We start from the raw sequence: 8,241 nt of genomic DNA, 5'->3' as shown, positions 1-8,241 counted from the left end.
CGCGCAGTGGAGGCCGCGCGCGCGGCCGAGGCCGACGGGATGCTCGCGGTCTCGGTGCTGCCCGGCTTCTCGCTCGCGGACATTCCCGCGCCGTGCATCAGCGTCGTCGTGGTGGCCGATGGCGACCGGACCGCGGCCGATGCGGTGGCCGAGCGCATCGCGCGACAGATCTGGGACGCGCGCGACGACTTCGTCTACCGCAGTGCAACGCTCAGCGATTCAGTTGAGCGAGCTGCAACGCTCGCGCGTGGCGCGGATCGCCCCGTGCTGATGCTCGATCACGGCGACAACTGCATGTCGGGCGGCCCGTGCGACACGATGGACCTGCTCGAGGCCGCGCTCGCGCACGGGCTGGACGGGATCGTCAGCGGGCCGCTGTGCGACCCGCAAGCCGTCGCGGCGCTGATCGACGCGGGTGTCGGCGCGACCGTCACGGTATCTGTCGGCAACCGCCTGCCGTCGCACGGCGGCGAGCGGCGCGCGCCGTTTCGCGCGACCGGCATCGTGCGCGCGCTCACCGACGGCGAATACGTGATCACGGGGCCGACCTACACGGGGCAGCGCGCGTACATGGGCCGCACCGCCGTGCTCGACATCGGCGCGGCCACGCTGGTCATCAGCGAGCGGACGCAGGAGCCGTGGGATCTCGGCGTGTTCGAGAGCGTCGGTGTCGATCCGCGCCGCGCGCGTTTCCTGCTGCTGAAGTCGCGGATGTATTGCCGGCCGGTGTTCGTGCCGATCGCGGCTGCGCTGGTCGAGTGCGACAGCCGCGGCGTGACGGGTTCGGACTACGGGCTGTTCCGCTACGAGCGGCTGGCGCGGCCCGTGTATCCGCTCGACGAGGTCGGCGAATGGTCGTCGTCCGGGGCACGCCGGGCGGATTGACGGAACTGGACCGGGCGCGAGACGCCGGATTTGCCGGCTTTCGGGCATCATGCGATGGCACCGACCCGTCGAGCCGCAGGGTCGATGCCATCCATTGTGTCCGCAACCGATCCGGAGAATCGACCGACATGCATTCGAATTATTTTCGCCCGCGCAGCGCGCGCCTGCTCGCCGCGCTGACCCTCGCCACGACGGCCGTTGCCGCCCACGCCGCCGACTGGATCGTGTCCGGCAACGACGGCAAGTACCAGCGCGTCGAGGGCCGCGACACCTATCTGGCTTCGCCGCCCGCCGACACGCTGACGCTGCTCGACGCCAGCACGTTCCCGCCGAAGGTCGCGCTGCAGGTCGACGTCGAGAACGGCATTCAGGGGCCGCCGCAGGCCGTCGCGATCACGCCCGACGCCAAAATCGCGCTCGTCGGCGCGCCGACGCGCTACGACACGGCCGCGAAGCAGCTCGTGTTCGACACGTTCCTGCAGGTCGTGAACCTCGACGCCGCGCCGCCGTCGATCACGCGCATCGAGCTCGGCGCGCATCCGCAAGGGATCGCGATCGACCGCTCGGGCAAGCTCGCGCTGGTCGCGAACGTCGACGGCAGCGTGTCGATCCTGCGCGTCGACGGCACGAACGTGACGCTCGACGGCAACCTGAAGATCGGCAAGAAGCGGCTGGCCGGGATCAGCTTCACCCATGACGGCAAGCATGCGCTCGTGTCGCTGCGCGACGAGCAGGGCATCGCGGTGCTGAACGTCGACGACGGCAAGGTGACCGACAGCGGGTCGCGCCTGAGCACCGGCGTCGCGCCTTACACGATCGACGTGTCGAGCGACAACCGCTGGGCGGTCGTCAGCAACGTCGGGCTCGCGGGGCTGCCGGGCTATACGGGCACGCTGGCGGGCGACGCCGATTCGGTCGCGCTGATCGACGTGTCGCGCGTGCCGTTCCGCACGGTCCAGTACCTGACGGTGCCGTCGCTGCCGGAAGGCGTCGCGATCTCGCCGAACGGGAAGTGGATCGCCGTGCAGGCGATGGACGGCTCGAACCTGACGCCCGACAACCCGGGCCGCCACAAGATCGGCAAGGTGCTGCTGTTCGAGATCCGCAACGGACAGGCCGTGAAGGTGAGCGAGTTGCCCGGCGGCGAAGCCGCGCAAGGCATCGTGTTCACGGCCGACAGCCGGCACGTGATCGTGCAGTTCAACGTCGAACGGCAACTGGCGCTCTATTCGGTGGAAGGCGGCAAGCTGCACGATACGGGCAAGCGCATCGCGCTGACGGGCGGGCCGTCGTCGTTGAGGACGTTGCCGCGCTGACGCGCACGGCATTTGCTCGTTCAGTTCCGTCAGTTCATGCGGCGCCCGGATTCACCGGGCGCCCGTCAATGCACACCCCCTGTGCACCGCCGTTGCAACGCAACAAATGGCGGAAATTTGTACCCAAAGCCACTTAACTCCGGATTGTTTAGTTAAACAAACTGAAAATTCGGGAAACTTCTTGTAGTGAATAAACAGTCGTTGCGGCACTGTAAGCCCCTGGGAAGCATGTGACGTTCCCGGAGACAGGGCGGTGGAGGCGACGGTTGCGGCGGCAACGATCGTCGCCGGGTATTCGCATGTGACAAGTCGGCGCGGCGTCGCTTGGGGGGACCAGTCGACGTCATGCCGCGCGGCATGATGTGCCGCGCAGGGCCGCAAGCCAGGCGGCGTGCCGGAATATCGTCGGCGCCGGATCAATCGTTTTAATTAACGGTACTAAACGAAAAAATGAAAAATCCACGACTCTTGCTCGTCGCCGCACTGACTTGCGCGGCGCTGGCCGCGTGTGGCGGCGACGATGTGAACGGTGTCCAGACGGCCAGCAACGGCGCGGGCGACACGCCGTCCACCGTGCCGCCGACCTCGGGCCCGTCCCAACCGTCGCAACCGTCCCAGCCGGATCAACCGGCCCCGCCGAAGCGCACCAACATGGCGTTGACGCAGTTCGTCAACCCGTTGATCGGCACGCAGGTCAACGACGATTCCGGCTACGCGGGCAACGTGAGCCCGGGCGCGATGGTGCCGTTCGGGATGGTGAATTTCGGGCCGAACACGCCGCGCTACAACTTCAACGGCTCGGGCGGCTACCTGTCGTCGGGCGGGTCGGGCGGCACGATCGACTTCTTCAGCGTGACGCACCTGAGCGGCGTCGGGTGCCCGGGGCAGGGCACGGTCGCGATGCTGCCGACCGATGCGGCGACGGCCGTCGCATCGGGCGGCCGGCCGATCGGCATCGGATACAGCTATGCGGATGAAACGGCCGAGCCCGGGTACTACAAGGTGCGTCTCGCGAACGGCATCGTGACGGAGCTGAGCGCGACTGCGCGCTCGGGCATCGCGCGCTTCACGTACACGAACAAGGACAAGGGCTTCTTCTCGATCGATGCGAAGCTGAACGGCAACAGCGATTCGGGCAGCACGAAGGTCACCGCGAACAACGTCGCGCTGGCGCTTGCGAGCGACGGCAAGTCGATGAGCGGGCAGGCCGTGGCGCCCGCGTTCTGCACGCCGTACGGCACGGTGTGGAATGCGCCCGTGTATTTCTACGCGACCTTCGACAAGCCGCTGCGCAAGCAGGCGGGCACATCGGCGGTGAATACCGCCAGCAATGGCGCGGCGACGCTGCAGTTCGACCTGACCGACGCGGACCGGACCGTCACCGTGAAAGTCGGCGTCTCGTCCGTCAGCGTCCAGAATGCGCAGGCCAACCTGAAAGCCGAGGGCGAGAAGCTCGCGTTCGATGACGCACGCCAGAACGCGTCCGGCCTGTGGAACGACCGGCTCAACACGATCCAGATCGACCAGGCCGCGACACCCGCCGCGCTGAACGCGACGCAGAAGGCGAACCTGACGAAGTTCTACACGGCGCTCTATCGCGTGTTCGGCACGCCGACGCTCTACAGCGACACGAACGGCGAATTCCGCAGCATGCGCCAGCCGAGGAACGCGGACGGCAGCTATCCGAAGTCGGTCGACCAGACCGGCACCATTCCGCCGCGCGCGACCGCAAAGGTCGGCGATTACGCATTCCGGCGCGCCGACGGATCGCAGGGCGGCGCGGGCAACCACTACACGGGTTTCTCGCTGTGGGATACATACCGGTCGCAGGCACAGTTGCTGGCATTGCTCGCACCGAAGGAATCGAGCGACATGATGCAGTCGCTCGTCGTCGACGCGTTGCAATGCGGCGCATTCCCGCACTGGGTCGACGGCAGCGACGACTCGACGCCGATGGCCGGCGACAACGCGCTGAACGTGATTGCCGGTGCGTACAAGTTCGGTGCGACCGATTTCGACCTGGTGTCGGCTGCCCGCCTGACGAAGCAGTCCGTGTTCGATCCGTCCAGCGCATGCAACGACCGCACGAGCGCAGCGGGGCTCGCGAATTTTCTGACGGCCCACTACCTGTCGCAGAGCGACGACGGTCACTCGTCGTCGGCCACCATCGAGCGCGTACTGAGCGACCGTTCCGCGGCCGCGTTCCTGCAGGCGCTGCCCGCCAGCGTGCTGAACGCACCGTCGGTGGGCGTGACGGCCGACAACATCGGCTCGCTGTACACGCGGGCCGGGTGGTGGCGCAACATCTTCGACTACACGAACAAGGTGATCGCCGCGCGCAACGCGCCGCCAGCCGGCTCGGCGCCCGGCACGCTGGGCACGCTCGTGCAGGGTTCGTTCCACGAATCGACGGAACCGAACTACTTCTGGACCTTCGCGCAGGACTGGAGCGCGCTGATCGACGCGATCGGCGGCAAGCAGGCGGCCGTCACGCGTCTGAACAACCTGTTTGCGATCACCACGCCGTTCTCGACCGTGCCATCCACCGGCGACCTGAACGGCGGCGAATCGTCGAACAACCTGTACATCGGCAACGAGCCATCGTTCCAGTCGCCGTGGGGATACAACTGGGCCGGGCAACCGAGCGGCGCACAGTACGTGCTCCCGATCATCATGTCGAAGTCGTTCACGACCGCGCGTGACGGGCTGCCGGGCAACGACGACATGGGCGCGACGTCGAGCTGGTACGTGTGGGCGGCGCTCGGCATGTTCCCGGTCATTCCGTCGGAGGCGGGGCTGGCACTGTCCACGCCGCAGTTCAGCGGGATCACGGTGTGGTTCGGCAACGGCAAGACGCTGCGGCTCGAAAGCGACAAGCAGGTCGCGATTGATAGCTCGGGGCGCCCGTCGTTTGCGTATGTCCAGTCGCTGAAGGTCAACGGCGCGGACTACGCTGGCTCATGGCTGCCGCTGGGCAAGATCGCCAACGGCGGCACGATGAACTACGCGCTGTCCGCGACGCCGACGCAGTGGGCGGCTGCCGACAACCTGACGCCGCCGTCCGGTCCGAACGCGGACTACACGCAGATGACGGCCGGCGGAGCGTCAGCGGCGACGCGCATGCGTCAGGCCGGCGCGCGATAAACACAAGCGGGCACGATGCGCAGGGGCCGCCCTGCGCGCCCGTTGAGACGACACCATCCGGGAGAACGACAACATGCAATCGCAATCGCGCCGGAAATTCCTGTCTTACAGCGCAGCACTCGCCGGCTCGGGCTGGCTCGCGGGCTGCAATGGCGATATCGATCCGGCGTCGGGCGCCGTCGGCACGCCGGGCGCCGATGGTCCGGCGACGGTCACGCCCACCGTGCCGGGCGTGCCGAACGACCTGGAGCACAGCCTGCTGGCCGCGCAGGAACTCGCGACGAACTGGACGTTCGCGTCGGCGAGCAGCCTGCCGGGCGCCGGCGGTGCGCAACTGTCGGGCGCGGCCGGCGTGACGGGCATGATGCCGGCGACGGTGCCCGGCACCGTGCTGAACAGCATGATCGTCAACGGCAAGTATCCCGATCCGTTCTACGGCCGCATCGTCACCGACACCATTCCCGATACGCTGAAGGACAGCGACTACTGGTACCGGACGACCTTCGCGGCGCCGGCGCGGCAGCCGGGGCAGCGGCTGTGGCTGCGCTTCGGCGGCGTCAATTACTGCGCCGAGGTCTGGCTGAACGGCGCACTCGTCGGCAGGCTGGAAGGCGCATTCAAGCAGGGTGCGTTCGACACCTCGCGGCTCGTGCCGCAGGCGGGCGGCGCGGCCAGTCTCGCGGTGCGCGTGGTCAAGCTGGATTTCTCCGAAGGACCGCTGCTGCCGAGCTACAAGAGCGGCGTCACGCGCGGCGGGCGCAACGGCGGCCCGACCGGCGTCACGCTGAAGAACGGGCCGACGTTCTTCTGCTCGGCGGGCTGGGACTGGCTGCCGACGATCCCCGATCGCGAGCTCGGCATCTGGCAGCCGGTGACCTGGTTCACGACCGGCGCGGTGCGCATCGCGGCGATCAATGTCGCGCACACGTTGTCCACCGACCTGTCGCGCGCCGAGCTGCGGCTCGATCTCGAACTGGACAACGGCTCGGGCGCGGATCTCGTCGCGACCCTCGTCGGCACCATCGGCAACGGTGCGCCGTTCCGCCACGACATCACGATTCCCGCATCGAGCACGACGATGAAGGTGTCGCTCACGTCGTCGGATATCGCGGCGCTGTCGATCCGGCAGCCGCGCCTGTGGTGGCCGAACGGGTACGGCGAACCGAATCTCTACGCGGTGACGGTCGGGGTCGACGTGGCGCGCAGGCGCTCGGACGAGCGCACGCTGAACATCGGCCTGCGTCGCATCGAATACGCGCGCGACATCGGCATGGGCCAGCAGTTGAGCATCACGGTCAACGGCCTGCCGATCCTCGTGATGGGCGGCAACTGGGGGCTCGACGAGGCGCTGAAGCGCATTCCGCGCGCACGGCTGTTCAACCAGGTGCGGCTCCATCGCGACGCGAACCTCAACCTGATCCGCAACTGGAACGGGCAGAGCACGAGCGACGATTTCTTCGATGCATGCGATCGCTACGGGATCCTCGTCTGGCAGGACTTCTTTTTCTCGACCGAGGGAGACGGGTCGGGCCCGGCCAACGTGCCGCGCGATCTCGACGATATCCGCGACGTGATCGCACGCAACCGCCATCGTCCGTCGATCCTGCTCTGGTGCGGCGGCAACGAAGGTTCGCCGCCGCCGGCACTGGTCAAGGGGCTCGACGCGCTCGTCGCCGAGCTGGACCCGCAACGCCTGTGCCTCACGAGTTCGGCCGGCGATACGGGCGCCGGCGCGGTGAACGGCTATTCGTCAGGCGGCCCGTACAACTGGGCCTCGCCGCAGGCCGCGTTCAGCCGCGGCTACGGCACGACGTCGGTCGCGTTTCACAACGAAGTCGGCTCGCATTCGATCCCGACGCTCGAATGCGTCGAATCGATGCTGCCGCCCGGCTCGTACGAATGCCCCGACGACTTCTGGGCCGATCGCGACATGAACGGCAACGGCGCGTACTACCCGGCGGTCGGCAAGCAGGGCGGCGCCGGGTACATCGCAATGACGGCGCTGCGCTACGGCGCGATCCGGAATCTCGCAGATTTCGTGCGCAAGGCGCAGATGATGAACTACGAATGCATCCGCGCGATCTACGAGGCGAACGCGGCCGTGATGATCGGCCCGGTGGCCGGGAAGATCACGTCGCCGGCCACCGGCGTGATCATGTGGATGACGAACCCCGCGCAGCCGAGCTTCGTGTGGCAGATGTACAGCCACGATCTCGAGGAACATGCGTCGTTCTTCGCGGTGCAGCACGGATGCCGCCGCGTCAATGCGATTCTCGATGCCGGCACGGCCGACGTGACGATCGCGAATCACACGGCGGCAGCCGTCACCGGCCGCGTCGAGATGCGCATCTACAACCTCGACGGCACGCTGAACAGCCGGACGACCGCGGATGTCGGCGGCGTCGCGAAGGCGTCGTATCGCGTGGTGGCGAATCTCGCGTCGGCGCTGGCTGCCGCGAAGTCGGACGTGTGCATCGTCGCGCTCGCGCTGACCGATTCGGGCGGCAATACGCTGGCCGAGAACGTCTACTGGCGGCAGCGCGACGGGGGCGACAACGCATACACATCGCTCGATACGATGCCGGGCGCGGCCGTGTCGGTCAGCGCATCGTCGGCCGAGGCCGACGACGTGACGACGCGCATCACGGTCGACGTCGAGAACATCGGCGCCGCCGTCGCGCTGATGACGCACCTGCAGGTGTTCGATCCGTCGACCGGCGCGCGGGTGCTGCCTGCGTTCTACAGCGACAACTACCTGAACCTGGTGCCAGGCGGGAAGCGACGAATCACGATCGACCTGCCGCATGCGGGCGGCGCGCCGGTGTCGCGCGTCGCGCTGCGCGTCGACGGCTGGCGGCTCGATCGCCCGAACTGCCGGCTGGGGCTCGGCGGCGTG

At 67.8% G+C, this 8,241-nt stretch carries 4 protein-coding genes; all 4 read left to right on the top strand.

Annotated elements, in window-relative coordinates:
* Positions 1-885, top strand: an 885-nt coding sequence (locus G3N99_RS30000; RefSeq protein ID WP_206124185.1) for an MlrC C-terminal domain-containing protein, incomplete at its 5' end; no start/stop codon positions are given.
* Positions 886-1,013: 128 nt separating this feature from the next.
* Positions 1,014-2,201, top strand: coding sequence for a beta-propeller fold lactonase family protein (locus tag G3N99_RS29995; RefSeq protein WP_206124184.1), 1,188 nt, complete (start codon positions 1,014-1,016; stop codon positions 2,199-2,201).
* 450 nt (positions 2,202-2,651) lie between these two features.
* The gene (locus tag G3N99_RS29990; RefSeq protein WP_241011918.1) at positions 2,652-5,345 is read left to right on the top strand and encodes a glycoside hydrolase domain-containing protein; all 2,694 of its coding nucleotides are present in this window, start codon (positions 2,652-2,654) and stop codon (positions 5,343-5,345) included.
* A 73-nt stretch (positions 5,346-5,418) separates the two neighbouring features.
* The coding region (locus G3N99_RS29985) for a sugar-binding domain-containing protein (RefSeq protein WP_206124183.1) at positions 5,419-8,241 on the top strand (2,823 nt) is incomplete at its 3' end.

This window comes from Burkholderia sp. Ac-20392 (assembly GCF_017104585.1).
GTDB classification, from domain to species: domain Bacteria; phylum Pseudomonadota; class Gammaproteobacteria; order Burkholderiales; family Burkholderiaceae; genus Burkholderia; species Burkholderia lata.
This window is presented reverse-complemented; position numbering and strand designations above follow the sequence as displayed.

Excerpts from the sequence above, each read along its gene's own strand:
- G3N99_RS29995 (WP_206124184.1), top strand. The coding sequence starts at position 1,014 with ATGCATTCGAATTATTTTCGCCCGCGCAGCGCGCGCCTGCTCGCCGCG.
- G3N99_RS29990 (WP_241011918.1), top strand. The coding sequence starts at position 2,652 with ATGAAAAATCCACGACTCTTGCTCGTCGCCGCACTGACTTGCGCGGCG.